We start from the raw sequence: 16,640 nt of genomic DNA on the forward strand, positions 1-16,640 counted from the left end.
AGTCCCTCAGCGGTCCGCGATGGCGGCTTCTATCTCGTCGTAGTCCGGGAAGTCGGGCCACTCCGTGGCGACCCACGCGTACTCGACGGTACGGTCATCGTCGAGCAGGAATACCGCGGGTCTGGGTTCGCTCACGCCCGCCATCCCGTCGAGGTCGTGGACGACGCCGTACGCTTCGGCGACGCCGTTGCCCGGGTCGCTGAACAGCCGGTAGTCGATTCCGCGCTCCTCGATGAGCCGCTTGTGCGAGTACGGGTCCGAGATGGAGAGCCCGACGACGGTGAGGTCGCGGTCGTCGCTCGCCTCGCTACCCCACTCCCGGTCGCGAATCTCGTTCCAGACGTACGTCGCCGGGAACGCGCCGTCCATCGGATAGAAGACGAGGAGGACCGGCCCGTCGTCGGTCAACGCCGACAGCGAGACGTCCTCCCAGTACTCGTCGGTGACCAGCGGGCGCGTGAAGTCGGGCGCGACCTCGCCCTCCGCGAGGTGGTCGGTGTCGGGGAGCGAAGCGACCTCGAACTCGGGCATCAGTTCTCGCCCCCGTACGTCCGGTCGAGGTACTCCACGATGTTGGCGCTCTCGCTCATGGTGACGCCGGTGTTCTCGTCGACGATGGCCGGGACGCTGCGCTTGCCGCTGACGCGCTTGACCACGTCGCGGTCGCTATGCATCGGTTCGACGAACCGCGAGCGGTAGTCGAGGTCGTACTCCCGGAGCGTGCGGGTGACCCGTTCGCAGTACGGGCACGCCTGCAGCCGGTAGAACGTTATCGGCGGGTCGTCGGTCGTACTCATGTGTGACTGTTGGCCTGAAAGCGCCGTAAGGTCTTCGCTCGCGGCAGTCCCGCTGATTGGCCGGTTTCTGTCGGGTCGGGGGAAAGAATAAAGAGTTAATCCCGCCGACCTTCAAGTTGGACCGTCGAATGGTGTCACTCCCGATACTCACGGCCGTCCCGCTGCAGGCGACGCCTGCCGCCGAGTTCCTCGGTGTCACGCTCACCGAGAGCGTACTGACGTGGCTCGGAACGGCGGCTATCGTCGTCCTCATCGGCCTCTCGGCGTTCTTCTCCTCGTCCGAGATAGCCATGTTCTCGCTTCCGGGCCACCGGGTCGACGCGCTGGTCGAGGAGGGGCTCCCGGGAGCGGACACGGTCGCCAGACTCAAGTCGGACCCGCACCGCCTGCTCGTCACCATCCTGGTCGGCAACAACATCGTCAACATCGCGATGTCCTCGATCGCCACCGGGGTACTGGCGTTCCACGTCTCGCAGGGGCAGGCGGTCGCCATCGCCACGTTCGGCATCACGGCGCTCGTCCTGCTGTTCGGGGAGAGCGCGCCCAAGTCCTACGCGGTCGAGAACACCGAGTCGTGGTCGCGTCGGGTCGCCAAACCCCTGAAGTACTCGGAGTACTTCCTGTTGCCGCTGGTCGTCACGTTCGACTACCTCACCCGCCTCGTCAACAGCGTCACCGGAGGCGGGTCGGCCATCGAGAGCTCCTACGTCACCCGCGACGAGATTCAGGGCATGATAGAGACCGGCGAACGCGAGGGCGTGTTGGAGGAAGACGAGCGCGAGATGCTCCAGCGCATCTTCCGGTTCAACAACACTATCGCCAAGGAGGTGATGTCCCCGCGACTCGACATGACCGCCGTGGCCAAGAGCGCGAGCGTCGAGGACGCCATCCAGACGCTGGTTCAGAGCGGCCACGAGCGCGTCCCCATCTACGAGGGTAGCCTCGACAACGTGGTCGGCGTGGTCCACATCCGGGACCTCGTCCGCGAGCGGACCTACGGCGAACACGACGACCTCGAACTCGACGACGTCATCCAGCCCACGCTCCACGTCCCCGAGAGCAAGAACGTCGACGAGCTCCTCGCGGAGATGCGCGAGAACCGTCTCCAGATGGTCATCGTCATCGACGAGTTCGGCACCACCGAGGGGCTGGTGACGATGGAAGACGTCGTCGAGGAGATCGTCGGCGACATCCTGGAAGGCGAGGAGGACGAACCCATCGAGTACGTCGACGACGACACCGCCGTCGTGCAGGGCGAGCTCAACATCGACGAGGTCAACGAGGCGCTCGACATCGACCTGCCCGAGGGCGAGGAGTTCGAGACCGTCGCGGGGTTCATCTTCAACCGCGCCGGCCGGCTCGTGGAAGAGGGCGAGAGCATCACCTACGACGGCGTGCGCCTCGACGTCGAGCAGGTCGAGAACACCCGCATCCTGAAGGCTCGCGTGACGAAACTCGACGACGCCGAGCGCGCCGAAATCGAGGACGACCCGAACGTGGGAGCCGGCGAGGGCGTCGAGACCGAAGGATAGGAGTCGAGTTACTGACGCTGAGAGTCGCGTTCACGTGGGGGCGTTCGTCTCGCCCGTGTCGACCGGCTCGACTCGACGAGGGTGCCCCGTCGCTGTCGGATGCTCTCGACCGACAGGCCCCGTCTTCTCGAAGTCCTGACGATTCGGCGCGGAGCCGCGTCACGAAAACTACAATGGAGACCCTAATCGGCTACCCGGCGACGCTCCCTATCGCGGTGAACACCCCGTACGCCACGCCGATGGCCAGCGCGAGCGACCCGAACCACGCCAGCACCGTGTACCCCATCTTCCGACGGCTGACGCCCCCGCCGTCGGCAGCGTAGCCGCTGCCCACGATGGCGCTCACGATGATCTCGTTGAACGAGACCGGGATGCCGAACAGGACCGCGGTCTGGGCGATGGCGAACGAGGGGATGAGCGCCGCGATGGACCGACGCGGCCCGAGCGCCGAGTAGTCCTGTGCGATGGCCTTTATCATCCGGGGCGCACCCGTCCACGAGCCGGCGAGCAGGCCCACGCCGCCGCCCACCAGTACCGGCAAGAGCGGAATCGAGAAGGGGTCGAGCAGCGGCACCAGCGGCCCTATTGCGAGGCCGACCTGCGACCCGCCGGCCGAGAACGCCACGAGGCTCCCGAGCGCGAGCAGGAAGTGGCGCTGTCCGGCTTCGAGACTCCGGGAGACGTCCCACGCGAGGAGCCCGGAGACGCCCCCCGCGATGGCGAGCGAGAGGACGACGCGCCCGACCTCGACGCCCGCGACCGGCGGGAACGCGACCGCGTTCGCGGCGGCCCCGGCTATCGACCGGCCCACGCCCGAGGGACCCAGCACCGCGAACTCGATGTTGGCGACGATGAGCCCGACCAGCCCGCCGAGCAACGGGATGACGACCGACTCGGCCGTGCGCTCCGACCGGAGGAGTCGGGCCGTGACGTACGCGATGGAACTGCCGGCGAACGGCGTCAGAATCCACAGCGCGACGATTTGCTGGTACTTCGCCCACGCGGGGTCGCCGCCCATCGCCAGCCCCACGCCCACGATGGCACCGGTGACCGTGAACGCCGTGGCGATGGGATAGCCGGTGAACACGCCGACGGCGACGAGCGCGGCCGCCACGAGCAACCCGGTCGTGGCGGCGATGGCCGTCAACTGGACACCGCCGATGAGTTCGGTCCCGACCGCCTCCGAGACGTTCGCGCCCTGCAGCACGGCTCCGAGAAAGCCGAGCAGGCCGACGAGGAACCCGGCCCGCATCACCGAGATGGCGTTCGCGCCGACCGCCGGAGCGAACGGGGTCGAGCCCGACGAGCCCGCGCCGATAGCCCACGCCATGAACAGGCTCGCCACTCCGGCGACGATAAGCGTCGCGACGCCGCTTGCGACCATGCTCCGAACCTGTGACTGACGGTAAAATAGTGTACCGGCTCGATGCGACGGGGCGGCCGGATTTCGACGCCGTATCAGGTCGTCTTCGAGTGGGGCTTCTCGACCTCCTCGGGGGCCTCGACGCCCTCGGCGGCCTCCGCGGTGTCGGTCCGCTTCTCGGTGTCGACGTGCCAGCGGCTCACCTCGTCCTCGTAGTCGGCGAGCTTCTCGCTCACGACCTCCTTGAGCTCGTCGTCGTTGACGTTGACCTCGAAGACGAACTCCTGCTCGCCGTCGCCCCGGCCGACCTGCTGGACGTTGGCGCTGATGAGGTCGTTGTCGAAGTAGTAGGGCGCGAGCCGGGTCATCACCTTCTGATAGACGGTATCCTCGACCTTCCGTAGGGCCTTCCGGCCGGCGGAGTCGGCCGCGCGAGCGACGTAGTTCACCGAGTCCTGCCACTTGTCGACCGCCTCGTCGGTCTTCTCGTCCTCGAGCTTCTCGTAGGACTCGCTTATCTTCTCGCCGGCGGTCTTGAGGTCCTCGTCGGGACCCTTCCCCTTCTTCTCGCCCTCGCCCTCGCCGACCGAGGCCTGCTCGGCGGTCTTCTCGGAGACGTCCTCGCCGAGGCGCTCGTGGTGTTTGGGCCGCCACTCGTCCCACTCCTCGTAGGCGTCGCCGGAGACGTCGGCCTCGCGGAGGGCTTCGGTGATGCGCTCGCCGTGTTCGACGATGTCGCCCCACGCGCCGCGGAGCTTGAATCCCGAAACGCTCTCTTCCATTGGTGTGGCTCCTAGTCCGGGGGGGTTAAACGCTTGTCGGGCGAGGCGGAACTCGCAGTTACCGGGAGGTAGTCGTCTAAATCCTCGGCGGATGGTCGGGCGAAACTCCCGACAGGTGGTCGGCCGGTGAGCGCGCTCGCCGGCCGTACGTCAGCTTTATCGACCGTACGTCAGCCGGGTCGCTAGCTCATCGATGCGCCGTTTCACGCGCCCGAGGAAGATTTGATGGTGCGAGACCCGACGCAGTTCGGACTCGTCGACCTCGATGCGGTCCCCGTCGAAGGGGTTGGTGCCGCCCGACTCGCCGTCCTCCTCGGTCATCGAGACCATCGAGGTCATCGAGCATCGACCGCACGCTTCGACTCTGTCGCTGTCCATGGTGTCCACTCGCACGGACGTTGGTCGTCCGTCGTCTTAAGGGTTCGGCGGTTTGTGGTTCGTTCCTGAACGTCTTTCGCGGGACTCCCATTTATGCGACCGAGTTTCAACCACCAGGGGATACGGGTCGACGAAGTTGATGTATCCCGCTCTGTACACGAGCAAGTGATGGATAGTGAGGACGCTGTGAGAACGGGTAGGTTTGATATCAGGCAGAGACGCGTACAGATTGCCGATACGGCCGCCAAGACGTTGCTTCGTCTCGGAACGGTGTACCACATCGCCCCGGCCAGATAGAAGAACCATCGACAGCCGGTAGCGTGTTCCGGTAATAGAATCGCGGTAGTCTTTCCTCTTGCGTCGTATCTTGTTTGTCGGCTTCAATTAATATTTCAATAGGATGCGCACATAGGTTAGAAATCCTACCTATCGAAGGATATAAGTAGTCAATCTATAAATCCCCCCTAAATGAGAGTCACCGAGGAAATCAATCTCAACAGGCGAAATTTCCTGAGGGGGTCGCTTGCTGCTTGCACCGCGATGTATGGAGTGCAACATTTCCCCGGGGCTCGAGCTACCGCGACCGGTGCTAGCTCACCGAGTCAAACGCGGAATTCAATCCCGACAAACCAACTCCAAGCGGCCGAGTCTACCCCAGTTAGCCTCGAAGGAACTGTGACGACAACGCCGGTCGATCTTGGGAATGCTCTGCTCGTCGGGACAGAATTGGGCGTCTACGTCGTCTCGGAAGGCTCGATTGAGCAATTTATCGAGATGCAACCGGTTCGGGATATCAGTCACGTCCAAGGTGACCTCGCAATCGCTCTCGTAGACGACCCGGATTTCGCAAACATCAAAGCCGTTGATATCTCCACTGGCGAAGTTCGCTGGTCGCACTCACAGAATCGAACTGTCTACAGCCAAGATTTCGGGACGATAGACCGACAAGTGCCCGTCTTCGATGCCGAACCGATAGACGGGACTACTGACATCGTCGTAAGTGCCGGTTCGACCGTGGTCGCATTGAACGGGCAAACAGGTGACCCATCGTGGAAGATGTCCCGGGAATATGCAGTCTGGCAGACCGCTTCGATCGACGGGACGGTGTACGCCGGAACTCAGGGCGGCTCCGTCGTGGCTATCGATGCGGCGAGCGGAGAACTGGTGTACGAGAAACAGGTCGCCGAACCGTTCGAACACGAACGCTTTGGATCGATACCACGATCCGTATGGAATGTCGAACCGGTGACGCTCGACGGTTCGGAACGGCTGTCCGTAACGACAGAGGACGGGACCGCGGCGCTGCTCGAACCCGACGATGGGACGCTCGTCTGGCAGAAAGAATTGGTGGCGTTCGACGAGGGTGCCCTTCAGGAATACTATCGACAGAACTCCTCGTCGGGCGTTCCGACGGTCCCAAGCGATGCACACTACTTCAATCTAGAGTTGACCGTCGCCGAACGCGATAGCGGTACGTCCAGGTTGGCAATAGCGGTGGCGATTCCACAGCAACCCCAAGGGCGTCGCTACGACCTGCAACGCAGGGAGCTATACAACCTCAGTGCCGATTCCGGCTCAGTAGAGTGGTCGAAAGAGGGAGTTTCGACGGGGAATTTAGGGAACATCGCCCACAGCTCCGCGATCCAAGGCGGTAGTTTGCTCGTCCCGTCACCGGGGCTCGAAACCACGCAAACAATACGGGTGTATAGTGTTGAGGACGGTGCTGAAGGGACACCGATCGAAGTCGCGTCCGCGGCTGGTCGGAATCGTCGCGCCAATGAACGGGCGACAGGCTACGTCGTTCCCAGCGGTGACCGCCTCGTCGTCGCCTCCAGTAACGGCGACCTGAAACTGGTCGATGAGTCCGGCGACATCGAGTGGAGTGTGCTTTCGCTCCGTAATACCCAGGTGCTCGCCGAGGATTTCCTCGGTGACGGAACGGACGATTATCTAGTGTACTCACAGAACACCCTCAGAGACGGCCAACAGCACCGCAATTTGATGCTCAGAGCCGGCACCGACGGAACGATCGCCTGGTCCCGTCTCGTCGACGTCGAACGATTCCTTCAGGAGGGTGGCCTAACCCGTCTGCGGCCGATCGAAAACGATGACGGCGGGTTCGACATCCTCGCCGTACAGCGACGGTCCCGCGAACAGGTTGATCGGAATCAGCGGCCGCTCTCTACGCTCGTTCATCTCTCCGGTAGCGACGGTACCGAACTGGCACGATACGAACTCGTCAACGACGAGAATCACGCGTTCGACGGGGATGGACAGCGGTTCAGAATCACGTCTATCGACGCGATCGGCGACGTCACCGGCAACGGAACCCCAGACGTTCTCGTCGGAGCAGGGGAACGAGTGTTCGTGATCGACCTCCAGACTGGAGCTGTGGTGTGGGAGCGCCTCTATCGCGACGTCCCTCCCGAGGCAGATGCCAAGCAGTGGCAACCCCTCGACGGCAACGACATCAGATACCGGGCTATCGGTGGAGACGGCGAACTTCAGGCGTTCGTGGCCGTCTCGCGGGAACAAGGCGAGGTAGCGGTACTCCAACCGGCAACGTCGAATGGAGAGTTGTCGTTTCGGACGGTTACCCAGGCCGAAGTCGGTCAACTGAACGGGAACGCTGAGATCCGGACCATCCCTGACCGTAACGCCGACGGATACGACGAGGTGCTTTTTTCCGCGCGAACGGACGACGGTCCGCAATTGAAGGTGTTCTCCCCGGGTGACGGCCAGGTGGTCAATTCGTACCCGCGTCCCAGGACGGCGAACGTCGTCCCGACCGATTTCGAGAACGGCGAGGGGTTGGTGACCTTCTCGGAGAACGAGGGCCAAGCAACCGTAACGGTATCCGACGGATTCGACCAGGTCTGGCGTCGCCAGATGGGGCACCTTCGGCCCATACGAAACGCCGGAATCCAGTCCCCGCAACCGGTGACCCCTATCGGCGACGTCGACGACGACGGCAACGAAGAGATTGCCATCGTCAAGAGTTCCCGGCGGTCGGGGGCGAAAGTTGAGCTTTACGACGTGAACGCGGGTGAAACCGTCGATGAAATCGTCCTGGCACCGTATGAAGAGGTGAATCGACCCCCGATTCCCGGAATTCACGCACAGCCGATCCCCGACCAGACCGGTGACGGCGTTCCGGAACTAGGTGTCGTCGCAGTGACGGACGGAAACCAATCACGGACTGCCGAGTTCTACATCGTCGACCCGGTCGAGGGCGAGGTCCTGCTGAGTGGCCGAGGTGCGGTCACCCGATTTTCCGTTTTCGAGGACCGAATCGGGTTGATCGGGTCCGATGGAAGCCTGACGACGACAGATCCGTCCGCCGGAGTCTCGCTCGCAGAACCTGATTCACAGTCCGAACAGCAACTCGAGTGGAGTTTCGCCGCTGATGGGGAGTACGTCACGACCGTCCGAGTGAACGAACGTCTCGTGGCACGAACGACGGAGCAGTCGACGTCGGTCCGTCTCCCCTCCGGGGAGTTCACGATTCAGATAGAATCGACCGATGCCAATGGAATCAGTGTATACGATAGTCGGAGTGTGACCGTCGAGAGCGACTCGTCACTCGATCTCGCCATGTACGGACTGACAGCGCTCTCGGTGGGTGCTGTCTTCGGACTCAGACCCGTCTCTAGCCTCATTCAGGGGGTTCGGAGGTGATGCGATGTCGATGATAGAAGCCAGAGATTTGACGAAGCGGTATGGTGATCTGACTGCAGTCGATGGGATCGACCTCACTGTCGAGGCCGGGAGCATCCACGGATTCATCGGGCCGAACGGGGCCGGAAAGACGACGACGATGCAGATGATGGTCGGATTGCTCAGTCCGTCCGAGGGCGAGGTGATGATCGACGGTGAACCGGCGGGATCGATCCCGGCGAAAGAAACTATCGGCTATTCGCCACAGGACCCGGCGTTGGACGAATCCATGACCGGGCAAACATACCTCGAGTACATGGGACAGACGGCGGGTATGGGTTCGGAGACCCGCGAGCGCGCAGCGGAACTGCTGGAGTGGCTCGATCTCAGTGACGCCGCCAACCAGAAAATCGGCGGGTACAGTGGCGGGATGAAACGAAGGCTGAGTCTTGCCCAGGCCATGATTCACGAACCGGAACTACTGATACTCGACGAGCCGACTGCGGCTCTGGACCCGTCAGGCCGAATGGCGATTATCGAGTCACTCAAAGACCTTACTGAACGGGGAATGACAGTGTTCGTCAGTAGCCACGTACTCGCAGAACTGGAACAGTTCATCGATACAGTGACCATCCTCCACGACGGTCAGCTTGTCGAGACCGGGCCTGTCGATAGTATTCAGGACCGCTACGGCGGCCAGACGTTTGCGGTTGACACCTCCGAGAACGAACAGCTAGTCGGGTTGCTCGAGGGTCGAGGATGGGTCACCAGTGTCCGCCTCGACGAAGACGGCTCTATCACCATCATGACGGACGACCCTGACGAGTTCCGTACGGAACTCCAGCAGCTGTTGGCTGACGAAGGGATATTGCTCGAATCGCTGCAAGAAACCGGTGGTCTCGAGTCGGCGTTCGCTGACGCCATCGAGCGTAACGAGAACGAGGAGGTGACTACTGAATGACTGCCCGAAGCCTCGTGATTGCTCGCAAGACACTTCGGGACTTTTCGAGCCTGAAACTCCTCTTGCTTTATTTCGTCCCCTACAGTGTCATCACCATCTTGCTCTCGATGGGGTTGACTAGTTCTGCTTCCGACGATTTAGCAACACTTCCACTACGGACTCAAGAACAGTTGTTGATAGATTCGTTTAGCCAATTATCGTTCACCTGGGCCGCTGGAATCCCGATGATGGTTCTCATAGCGGTCCTGGCCGCAAACGGGATTGCGAAGACGGAACAGCAAGGAACTCTGCGGATTCTTCTGAGCAAGCCTGTGCGCCGGCGGCAGGTACTACTGGGGAAGTTCGGGGCCATCGTCGCGTTTGCATTCCTCACAACGATTGCCGGCATTTTTATCTGCGCCGTCGCCCTGTACCACTTTTCCGGAACAGTTCCCCTCGCGTTGGGTTCCAGTATTTTCACACTCCTCCCCGGTACCCTGCTCTATGCCTTCTTCGTCTGTGTCCTTCTCGCCACAGTTGGGGCTATCGTCGCGACCGTTACTGGAGGTCGACTGCAAACCGTGCTCGCCATGCTGCTCGTTCCTGGTTTGTTTTTCGCCTTCTACTTCGTTCGGGTCGTTACGGGCGGTTCGACCGTATACGAGACCTACAAACTTCACCTGCTCGACGTCAACTACCACCTCGGCAACGTGTTCGTTTTCTTCCATAATGTGACCGGCGTAACGTTCTCGCCACTCACTCAGGCAACGCTGGGGCCCGTGACGGGTGTCTTCGATGCGTCCGGGTGGGGCCCAGACCCACTCGTTGGCGGCCTGTCCGGGACAGTCCCCGTCGTCGGCCGCGTTCCGATGTTTGTTTCAGTCGCGCTCCTGACCACGCTCGCAGCTGTACTGCTTGGGCTGTCGATGTATCATTTCAATAGGAAAGACATCTCGTAATACCTGAAATTCGTCTAACTCTAGTTGTCCGAGACCGTGTAGAAGCGGATGTCGGTGTAGATTGGAGAACGTCGGGGAGACGGCCCCCCACCGTCCGAGGCTATTTCAACCCCCGTGTCCACAGGTCGCACATGGGATACCACGTCATCGACCCCGAGTCGGTCGACCCCACGCCCGACCGGCCGTGCGTGCAGCGCGCGCTCGGGGACACGGCGGGGCTGGAGAACGTCGCGGTCAACCTCTACGAGGCCGACCCCGGCGAGCAGATTCCGCTGGCGTACCACTATCACGACGACCAGGAGGAGGTCTTCTACGTGACGCGGGGCGAGCTCCGCGTCGAGACGCCCGAGGGCGAGCAGGTCGTCCCCGAGGGTCACCTGTTCGTCGCGGAACCCGACAGTCCCCAGCGAGCGTTCGTCCCCGAGGACGCCGACGAATCGGTCCGGACGCTCGCGCTGGGCGCTCCGCCGGTCGACGACGTACACGCCTACGACCCCGACGCATGAGCGACGCCCACGCCCCCGAGGACGCTCCGGACGGCGCACTCCCCGACGACGTGCCCGACTGGGACGACGAGTATCTCGACCGGGTGAGCGACCGGCTGATGTACAGCTTCGACCTCGAAAACGGCTATCGAGTCGGCGGCGAGCAGTTCGACATGTACGGCCAGGTCCGGGTCGAGAACCGGAAGCAACTGTTCCACCCGTCGCTCAACTACGCCAACCACGAGGCCCGCGAGCACCTGTTCGCGCGCCGGACCGACCGCGTCACGGTCGCAGACCTCGAACGCCTCGTGGAACTGGGCCACGACCTCGCCGACGAGTGGATAACCGCCGACGAGGAGCACTTCGAGACGGAGTTCACGTTCGTCGTCGTGGCCTCCGAGATTCCCGACTCGGTCCGGGAGTTCGTCGACGGGTTCCGGGACCGGACGCTCCTGAAGTTCGGCTTCTTCGGCCGGTACGAGGTCAACCTCGTGGTCGCGAACCCCGAGGACGAGCGGCTGGTCGCCAGCCGGAACGCGGACGCGGCGGCCGCCTTCCGGCTGTGGGACGACGTGTCCGGGTCGGACCCCGGGCTGTTCCAGCGGTTCGTCCGCGCCATCTGGCGCTGACCGCTCGGGTCGTCGCTCCGAAAAAAAGAGTCGGAAGCCGTCGCGTCAGTCCTCGTCCGGGGGTTGTCCGCCGTCGGTCGCCGGAGCGGCCGAGACGTCACCCCTCGCGTTCTGGATGTTGCCGTACCCCTTGCGCAACAGCGCCAGCGCCAGTACGATGAGCACCGTGCCGATGGCGATCTGTAGCGCCAGCGACCACAGCGCGAACGACGACTCGCCGAGGATGATGCCCTGATACAGGTTCTGGTAGTACTGGAGGTACACCAGCGCGAGGATGGTGATGGTCGACATGATAGCCATCGGGACGCCGGTGCTTATCAGCTGCTTGTTGGCGCTCCAGTTGGCCAGCCACACGGTCGCGGTCAGCAGCGCCAGCGCCGCGAGCAACTGGTTCGCGCTCCCGAACAGCTGCCAGAGCGGCGTCCACGTCCCCGTGGCGATGAGACCGTACGCGACGACCGACTGGAAGCCGGCGTTCGCGTACCGGTTGGTCGCGACCTCCTCGACCTGGGACTCGGGCGTCCCGATTATCTCTTCGAGCATGTACCGGCCCAGCCGGAGCGCGGTGTCGGTCGAGGTGAGCAGGAAGCTCACCATCACCAGCGCCATGAACGGCGCGCCGTACTCGATCGGGATGCCGAAGCTGGTGAGCATGATGCCACCGCCGTCCGCGAAGTTCGGCAGCGCGAGCCCGACCCCGCCGGTCGTGCCTTCGGGAGTGATGCCGACGACCGCGACCGCCGACAGCGCGACCACGGCCAGCAGGCCCTCGCCGAGCATGCCGCCGTAGCCGATGAGTCGCGCGTCGGTCTCCTTGTCGAGTTGCTTTGCGGTCGTCCCCGACGACACCAGCGAGTGGAATCCGCTGATGGTGCCACACGCGATGGTGACGAACAGCATCGGGAACAGCGGACTCACGACGCCGAAGGAGTCGCTGCCCCAGAATCCGCTGTAAGCCGGGATGTTGGTCTGGAGCGGTTCGGCGGGCGTCGTGATGAGCGTCCCGACGATGATAGCCAGTAGCGCGCCCCCGACGCCGGCGTACAACAGGAACGACGACAGGTAGTCGCGCGGTTGCAACAGCACCCACACCGGGAGGACGCTGGCGACGAACGCGTACACGAGGATGATGGGAATCCACGTCGTCTGCGTGAGCGCGAGCGGGTACTGGATGCCGACCCAGACGCTGGCGAACACGCCCGCCACGAACAGCACCGTGCCGGGGATGAACGGCCCGTCGAGCTGGTAGAGGTACACCCCGAACAGCAGCGCGAGCGCGATGTACAGGATGCTCGCGGTGGCCGCGCTGGGGAACTCCTGGAACACCAGCGCCGTGACGTACGCGAACACCGCCACGACGAGGATGATGGTCAGGAACGCGAACCACAGCAGCATGTTCTTGCCGTCGTCGCCGACGTACTCGCCGATGATGTACCCTATCGACTTGCCCTCGTGTCGCAGACTGCCCGACAGCGACACGAAGTCGTGGACCGCGCCCATCAGCGGGTTGCCGATGGCGATCCACAACAGCGCCGGGACCCAGCCCCAGATGAGCCCCGCGGTGATGGGTCCGACGATGGGCGCGCCGCCCGCGATGCTCGAATAGTGATGCCCCAACAACACCGGCTTCTTTGCCGGCACGTACTCCTGGCCGTCTTCGTACTTGTGGGCTGGCGTCTCGCTGTCCTCGTCCAGCTCGACGAACTGGGAGAGGTACCGCGAGTAACTGAAGTACCCGAGCGTGAACAGCACGAGCACTGCCGCCACCAGCCAGATTACTTGAACCATGGTATCTCGCCTCACCCCGTGAAACGGAAAACAGCGACTTAAAGATTGTTCTGTTTTTCGCTAGGAACGACGAATTCAGGCCCCGGTATCGGCGTTCTGGTCGCGATTCAGCCCGAGTTCGACGGAGAAGGGTGACCGAACCGGCAATAAGTTCCGCTTGAATACTTTCTGGCCCGGCCTCAGGGGTCGGCGGTCGGGGCGACCGCGACGTCGAGTTCCTCGGCCACCTCGTCGAGGAGGTCGCCTTTCACCTCCTCGACCCGCTGGCGGATGCGAGCCACCACCGGCTCGTCGAACTCCGCGTCGATGCGCCGGATGCGCTCGCGCTCGGTGTCGCGGCGCTGTCGGAGGTACGTCGCGGCGGTCCCGGTCTCGCTCTCGTCGGGGTCGGGCGCGATCTTGTTGACCACGAGCCCGGCGACGCCGAGGTCGTACTCGGCCAGTTCCGCGATGGCGCGCTCGGTCTCGCGAATCGACAGCTCGTCGGGGTTCAACACGAGGAAGAAGGACGCGTCGTTCCGGAGCGTCTCCCCGGCGAACTCGAACAGCTCCTTGCGCTCGACCAGTCGACCGATGATGGGGTCCTCGTCGAGTCGCGCGACCGGGTCGCGGTTCCCGATGGCCGCCTTCTCGTGGAGGTCGACGCTGTGCTCGCGCTTTTCGAGAAGGCGGTCGATCCAGTCGCCCAGAAACTCCGGGAGCGCGAGCAGCCGGAGGGTGCCGCCGGTCGGCGAGGTGTCGAACACGACGCGGTCGTAGTCGTCGCCGTCGGGAGTCGACGCCTCGCGCATCACGTCGATGAAGCGGTCGAACAGCGCGGCTTCGTGCGCCCCGGGCGTGCGGTGGGCCAGCTCTATCTGGCGGTCGATTTCGTTGACGATGGCGGGGCTCACCTGGTCGCTCATCGTGCGCTTTATATCCATCATGTGGCGCTCGACCTCCTCGTCGGGGTCGAGTTCCATCGCGTAGAGGTTCTCGTACCCCGCGACCGCCTGCGGGTCGTCGCCGAACTGCTGGTCGAACACGTCGGAAGTGCTGTGGGCCGGGTCGGTCGAGACGACGAGCGTCTTCAGGCCGTCGCGCGCGCACTTGAGCGCGTACGCACACGAGACGGTGGTCTTGCCCACGCCGCCCTTGCCGCCGAAGAAGACGAACCTATTCATATCAGAAGTGGTACTGGTGGCCCTTGCGTTCGAGCAGCGACCCGCGGTCCCACATCCGGTGTTCCCACTGCTGGAACTCCTCGCCCAGGTACGGCAGGAGTTCGGCGGTGTAGTAGGAGACGGGGCTGGGGATGCCGAACGCGTCGGCGAAACACGCGAACAGGAACGCGTCGTCGACGTCCTCGGCCTCCTGCTCGACGAGCTCGGACGCGGGATGCTCTATCATCCCGTGGTAGAGCCCGTGGAGCCACTCCGCCACCACGTCCCGGTACGCTCCGATTCGGTCGGCGAGTGTCATCAGTTCACAACGAGTCGGCGGCGCGATAAAAGGTTGCCGCCCTCTCGAAATTGGCGTGGGTTCTTCAGTTCGGTGGGCTGCGTCTGAGTTGCAACGAGAGAGCTTCACGGGGCGACGGCTCCGTCTCTGAAAGGTCGTCCACATCCGCGACGGCCGTTTGTTGCAGTTTCCACAACCGATAGGTCGCACCCGCCGACTTCGCCCGCTCCAGCAGTGGTCCCACCGCTTTCTTGCCACCGTTCGCCAGTCCGGTCGCCACGCGCGCTTTCCCACGGTCGTAGGGCGTCTTGAGCCGCATCGCGGTCCGGCCGGCCCGCGTCGATTTGGCGAACTCCGTGACTTTCTTCGCATATTTCGAGCTTTTGACGACCTTGGTGGCTTGCGCGCCCGTCACCGCTTTCGTCACGAACGCGACAGTGTACCCCGCGTACCAATTGTACTGATAGTCGTCGTAGAGCGCGCTCCCTTTTTCGTAGGGATTGTTCGCTCGCTGTGTCTCTTGGAGGCTGGAGACCATCGCGTCGAGGAACATATCGAGGAGTCCGGACTCGTCCAGTAGTTCCACGAGTCCGGTCAGCCCCTCGACGAATCCGAGCGGGTCACCCACCAGCGACACCAGCGACTTGACGGTCCCACCCATGCTGGTCGAGAATCCCGAGAGGACGCCGAGCTGTCCAGCGGTCTTCTGGGCGTAGATGGTGTCGGATTCGAGTTTGCCTGCGAGTTGGCCGATAGCGTTCGCCCGCCGGATGGCGACCGTCGATTCCTCGTTGCCGTGGCTGTCGGTTGCGGTCACCTCGACTTTCGCGCCCGCGAGTTGGTCGCCGAGCGTGGCGAAGCCCGTAACGGTGAACGAGCCGTTGTGCTGACTCAGAACGCTGTCCGGTTGCGCTCGATAGCGCGTTCCGCTGTTTTTCCGGACGCGCGTCTGCGCGACGCCGCTGGGGTCCGCAACTAGATACTCGACGATGTACCGGATTTTGGTGGCGCTGGCGTTGCCGATGTAGCCGTACCTATCGAGGCGGATGTCCGGCCCGCGATAGTCGTGCAGTGTCGGGTCGCCGCCGAAGTCGCGCTCGCGGCCGTCTTCGAGGCCGTCGCCGTCGCTGTCGGTCAGCCTGTCGCCATCGGTGTCGTAGCCAATCTTGAGTGTGGCAGTCTCGACGGCGTGCTTGATTCACCGTCGACCCTAACTGACTGAGTACGAATCGGTTAGCTGTCGCGGTTAAATTCGGTAGATGCGAGGAAGTCGGCAGTTGTTGGTGGCTCCCACCCGCCTTCGGTCCACGGTTCGGAAGCGGGGATAACGACGATACGGCCATCGTTAAGTTCGGCGATATACCACGGTGAAGGCGTTCCTAACCCCTCTACACCGCCTAGACCGTCAAGGATTGTCTTCGTATACACGCCGATATATGGAATATCCTCGACTGAATCGGTGATCTGGGCCGTTTCTGGACGCACTGACACACCCGGTGTTATAAATACTGGAGCATAATCGACAGCAAGCGTACTTGCAATTCGGCAGACTAACTCGAAAATCACGTCCATTCGATGCTGGTAGGTCGTATCTTCAGCCACCGAGGCTGGATCAATCCTTCGTCCGAGTCCGATACTAAGTGGGGGCTCGGCTGGATCGCGGTCATCGTTCAGATTGAATTTGAAATTGAGTTCCCACCCGTCAAACGGGATATTTATATTGTCGAACTGAACGCCGTCCACTCTTGACTTTCGTTCGGTGATTTCTCCGGTTTTAAATCCGATATCATTGCAAACTTTGAGAACCGTTTCAATAATGTCGTCCGGCGTACTATGTGTGTAGAATGCTGCAACTGTCGTCGGCATATCAGGAATTTATTTCATCGTAGG

General features: G+C 62.8%; 16 protein-coding genes. 6 read left to right on the plus strand and 10 right to left on the minus strand.

The features are described 5' to 3' along the window. Positions 1–6: 6 nt before the first annotated feature. Positions 7–531 carry a redoxin domain-containing protein gene (locus tag EPL03_RS13680; protein ID WP_135829891.1) on the minus strand — a complete coding sequence of 175 codons (525 nt, stop codon included), beginning with the start codon at positions 529–531 and terminating at the stop codon, positions 7–9. Further along, complete coding sequence (locus EPL03_RS13685; protein ID WP_135829892.1) at positions 531–797, minus strand: glutathione S-transferase N-terminal domain-containing protein; 267 nt, start codon at positions 795–797, stop codon at positions 531–533. Before EPL03_RS13685 ends, EPL03_RS13680 begins: the two co-directional genes overlap by 1 nt. A gap of 128 nt (positions 798–925) precedes the next feature. On the opposite strand from EPL03_RS13685, the gene EPL03_RS13690 reads away from it, so the two are divergent. Continuing rightward, complete coding sequence (locus tag EPL03_RS13690) at positions 926–2,329, plus strand: hemolysin family protein (RefSeq protein ID WP_135829893.1); 1,404 nt, start codon at positions 926–928, stop codon at positions 2,327–2,329. A 190-nt stretch (positions 2,330–2,519) separates the two neighbouring features. Here EPL03_RS13690 and EPL03_RS13695 read toward each other — a convergent pair whose 3' ends face one another. The 3 genes from EPL03_RS13695 to EPL03_RS13705 form a co-directional block, all read right to left on the minus strand. Beyond that, positions 2,520–3,713 carry an inorganic phosphate transporter gene (locus tag EPL03_RS13695; protein WP_135829894.1) on the minus strand — a complete coding sequence of 398 codons (1,194 nt, stop codon included), beginning with the start codon at positions 3,711–3,713 and terminating at the stop codon, positions 2,520–2,522. Between the two features lie 74 nt (positions 3,714–3,787). Further along, complete coding sequence (locus EPL03_RS13700) at positions 3,788–4,474, minus strand: DUF5828 family protein (RefSeq protein WP_135829895.1); 687 nt, start codon at positions 4,472–4,474, stop codon at positions 3,788–3,790. A gap of 156 nt (positions 4,475–4,630) precedes the next feature. Beyond that, positions 4,631–4,852 (minus strand): hypothetical protein, encoded by a 222-nt coding sequence (locus tag EPL03_RS13705; protein WP_135829896.1) that lies wholly within the window; start codon positions 4,850–4,852, stop codon positions 4,631–4,633. Between the two features lie 675 nt (positions 4,853–5,527). On the opposite strand from EPL03_RS13705, the gene EPL03_RS13710 reads away from it, so the two are divergent. The 5 genes from EPL03_RS13710 (at position 5,528) to EPL03_RS13730 (ending at position 11,522) form a co-directional block, all read left to right on the plus strand. Next, positions 5,528–8,530: an outer membrane protein assembly factor BamB family protein gene (locus EPL03_RS13710; RefSeq protein WP_168216269.1), complete on the plus strand. Its 3,003-nt coding sequence runs from the start codon at positions 5,528–5,530 to the stop codon at positions 8,528–8,530. 4 nt (positions 8,531–8,534) lie between these two features. Further along, on the plus strand, positions 8,535–9,470 hold the full coding sequence (locus EPL03_RS13715; RefSeq protein WP_135829898.1) for an ABC transporter ATP-binding protein: 936 nt from the start codon (positions 8,535–8,537) through the stop codon (positions 9,468–9,470). Next, a complete protein-coding gene (locus tag EPL03_RS13720; RefSeq protein ID WP_135829899.1) occupies positions 9,467–10,408 on the plus strand; it encodes an ABC transporter permease subunit in 942 nt (313 codons plus the stop codon). Before EPL03_RS13715 ends, EPL03_RS13720 begins: the two co-directional genes overlap by 4 nt. Before the next feature lie 131 nt (positions 10,409–10,539). Further along, positions 10,540–10,914, plus strand: a complete 375-nt coding sequence (locus tag EPL03_RS13725) for a cupin domain-containing protein (protein WP_135829900.1) — start codon at positions 10,540–10,542, stop codon at positions 10,912–10,914. Continuing rightward, a complete protein-coding gene (locus EPL03_RS13730; RefSeq protein ID WP_135829901.1) occupies positions 10,911–11,522 on the plus strand; it encodes a hypothetical protein in 612 nt (203 codons plus the stop codon). Before EPL03_RS13725 ends, EPL03_RS13730 begins: the two co-directional genes overlap by 4 nt. A 45-nt stretch (positions 11,523–11,567) precedes the next feature. Here the strand turns inward: EPL03_RS13730 and EPL03_RS13735 are convergent, their stop codons facing one another. The 5 genes from EPL03_RS13735 to EPL03_RS13755 all read right to left on the minus strand — a co-directional run bounded on the left by EPL03_RS13735 (position 11,568) and on the right by EPL03_RS13755 (position 16,616). Continuing rightward, complete coding sequence (locus EPL03_RS13735) at positions 11,568–13,310, minus strand: carbon starvation CstA family protein (RefSeq protein WP_135829902.1); 1,743 nt, start codon at positions 13,308–13,310, stop codon at positions 11,568–11,570. 179 nt (positions 13,311–13,489) lie between these two features. Further along, positions 13,490–14,473, minus strand: a complete 984-nt coding sequence (locus EPL03_RS13740) for an ArsA family ATPase (RefSeq protein ID WP_135829903.1) — start codon at positions 14,471–14,473, stop codon at positions 13,490–13,492. 1 nt (position 14,474) lies between these two features. Further along, entirely contained in the window at positions 14,475–14,771 is a 297-nt protein-coding gene (locus EPL03_RS13745) for a hypothetical protein (RefSeq protein ID WP_135829904.1), read from the minus strand. Positions 14,772–14,835: 64 nt separating this feature from the next. Further along, positions 14,836–15,567 (minus strand): hypothetical protein, encoded by a 732-nt coding sequence (locus EPL03_RS13750; protein WP_135829905.1) that lies wholly within the window; start codon positions 15,565–15,567, stop codon positions 14,836–14,838. A gap of 416 nt (positions 15,568–15,983) precedes the next feature. After that, complete coding sequence (locus tag EPL03_RS13755) at positions 15,984–16,616, minus strand: hypothetical protein (protein ID WP_135829906.1); 633 nt, start codon at positions 16,614–16,616, stop codon at positions 15,984–15,986. Positions 16,617–16,640 lie beyond the last annotated feature (24 nt).

The sequence above is a fragment of the Halorussus halobius genome, assembly GCF_004765805.1.
GTDB lineage: Archaea > Halobacteriota > Halobacteria > Halobacteriales > Haladaptataceae > Halorussus > Halorussus halobius.

What these genes read in the sequence shown, in the direction of transcription:
- EPL03_RS13680 (WP_135829891.1), bottom strand. Translation starts at nt 531, where the DNA reads ATGCCCGAGTTCGAGGTCGCTTCGCTCCCCGACACCGACCACCTCGCG.
- EPL03_RS13685 (WP_135829892.1), bottom strand. Translation starts at nt 797, where the DNA reads ATGAGTACGACCGACGACCCGCCGATAACGTTCTACCGGCTGCAGGCG.
- EPL03_RS13690 (WP_135829893.1), top strand. Translation starts at nt 926, where the DNA reads ATGGTGTCACTCCCGATACTCACGGCCGTCCCGCTGCAGGCGACGCCT.
- EPL03_RS13695 (WP_135829894.1), bottom strand. Translation starts at nt 3,713, where the DNA reads ATGGTCGCAAGCGGCGTCGCGACGCTTATCGTCGCCGGAGTGGCGAGC.
- EPL03_RS13700 (WP_135829895.1), bottom strand. Translation starts at nt 4,474, where the DNA reads ATGGAAGAGAGCGTTTCGGGATTCAAGCTCCGCGGCGCGTGGGGCGAC.
- EPL03_RS13705 (WP_135829896.1), bottom strand. Translation starts at nt 4,852, where the DNA reads ATGGACAGCGACAGAGTCGAAGCGTGCGGTCGATGCTCGATGACCTCG.
- EPL03_RS13715 (WP_135829898.1), top strand. Translation starts at nt 8,535, where the DNA reads ATGTCGATGATAGAAGCCAGAGATTTGACGAAGCGGTATGGTGATCTG.
- EPL03_RS13720 (WP_135829899.1), top strand. Translation starts at nt 9,467, where the DNA reads ATGACTGCCCGAAGCCTCGTGATTGCTCGCAAGACACTTCGGGACTTT.
- EPL03_RS13725 (WP_135829900.1), top strand. Translation starts at nt 10,540, where the DNA reads ATGGGATACCACGTCATCGACCCCGAGTCGGTCGACCCCACGCCCGAC.
- EPL03_RS13730 (WP_135829901.1), top strand. Translation starts at nt 10,911, where the DNA reads ATGAGCGACGCCCACGCCCCCGAGGACGCTCCGGACGGCGCACTCCCC.
- EPL03_RS13735 (WP_135829902.1), bottom strand. Translation starts at nt 13,310, where the DNA reads ATGGTTCAAGTAATCTGGCTGGTGGCGGCAGTGCTCGTGCTGTTCACG.
- EPL03_RS13740 (WP_135829903.1), bottom strand. Translation starts at nt 14,473, where the DNA reads ATGAATAGGTTCGTCTTCTTCGGCGGCAAGGGCGGCGTGGGCAAGACC.
- EPL03_RS13745 (WP_135829904.1), bottom strand. Translation starts at nt 14,771, where the DNA reads ATGACACTCGCCGACCGAATCGGAGCGTACCGGGACGTGGTGGCGGAG.
- EPL03_RS13755 (WP_135829906.1), bottom strand. Translation starts at nt 16,616, where the DNA reads ATGCCGACGACAGTTGCAGCATTCTACACACATAGTACGCCGGACGAC.